The 550-nt window shown below is 34.7% G+C and carries 1 protein-coding gene; it reads right to left on the bottom strand.

What is annotated here, in order from left to right:
* The coding region (locus BAQ49_RS02725) for an IS110 family transposase (protein WP_165616021.1) at window positions 1-307 on the bottom strand (307 nt) is incomplete at its 3' end.
* Window positions 308-550: the final 243 nt, after the last annotated feature.

Below are 550 nucleotides of genomic sequence, written 5' to 3'. Positions count from 1 at the left end.
GGTCCGTTTTATGAATCCGTAAGGAATCACATTGTAATTTTGCTTCTAAGGGGTTTAATAGACAATATGTATATTGGTTATCTTGCATAAATCGTTCTAGCTGCCTGGAATAAATACCTGTTGCTTCGAACACAATTTCAGGTGATTTGCCAGTTTCATTGGTAAGCTCATGTATCTTTTTTTGTAGCTCTTCAAATTCAGACTTTGAATGTTTGATTTCTTTTTCAAAGATACATTGTTTTTGTGCATTATAAATGACCATATAACTTTTACCCATACTGATATCAAATGCAATTACGTGTCTCATAAGGTTCCTCCTGACGTAAAGTTGAAGTCTTCATCTTACACTTATCGATTCCCATTTCTTATACACGATCTCGAGGACCAACATACTAAAAACTGATTCAAATAAGGTAAGTGAAGAAGGTCAGTTTTTTTTACGGATTCGGAATCCTAAAGCATACACGCCCCTTTCTTCACTTCTACTATATAAAAAATAGTAGTGCGAACCAATGCCTTGGCCTGCACTACTAATCTTAGTATGTTTCTT

Source organism: Bacillus proteolyticus (genome assembly GCF_001884065.1).
GTDB classification, from domain to species: domain Bacteria; phylum Bacillota; class Bacilli; order Bacillales; family Bacillaceae_G; genus Bacillus_A; species Bacillus_A proteolyticus.
Note: the sequence above shows the minus strand (reverse complement) of the source record. Positions and strands in the feature narration are given on the sequence as shown.